2 pseudogenes are annotated in these 387 nt (G+C 57.1%); both read left to right on the top strand.

Annotated elements, in window-relative coordinates:
• Nucleotides 1-140, top strand: a pseudogene (locus tag EZM41_RS13855) (protein translocase subunit SecD); the annotation flags it as partial.
• A 6-nt stretch (nt 141-146) separates the two neighbouring features.
• A pseudogene (locus tag EZM41_RS09120) lies at nt 147-387 on the top strand (iron-containing alcohol dehydrogenase); the annotation flags it as partial.

Genomic DNA, 387 nt, shown 5'->3' with positions numbered 1-387 from the left:
GACTGATTGCTGTCCTTCGCAATATAATTGACCAATAGGGGAACACAGACCGGGTTATCCAGCGCCACGGCAACGACCGGGTTGTCGTGGATCTCCCGGGTGTGGAGGATCCGGAGGCCGCCCTTGAGCTCATAGGGCGTTACTTGGTGCGTGCCTACGCAGATGGCAAAAACACAGAAGCTCGTACGGCCATGTCTTTGGCAAGCCTTTTGGCAGGCCTTTCTTTCGCCCAGGCCGGGTGTGCTGCAGTGCACGCCTGCGCTTACCCCTTGGGTTCTACATACCATGTCCCCCACGGCCTGGCCAACTCGCTCATGTTCGTCCCCGTTACCAGGTTTAACTTAATAAGCAACTACGACCGCTACGGGAAGGTCGCTTCCCTCTTAG

Origin of the sequence: Acetomicrobium sp. S15 = DSM 107314, assembly GCF_016125955.1 — a bacterium.
Taxonomy (GTDB): domain Bacteria; phylum Synergistota; class Synergistia; order Synergistales; family Thermosynergistaceae; genus Thermosynergistes; species Thermosynergistes pyruvativorans.
Note: the sequence above shows the minus strand (reverse complement) of the source record. Positions and strands in the feature narration are given on the sequence as shown.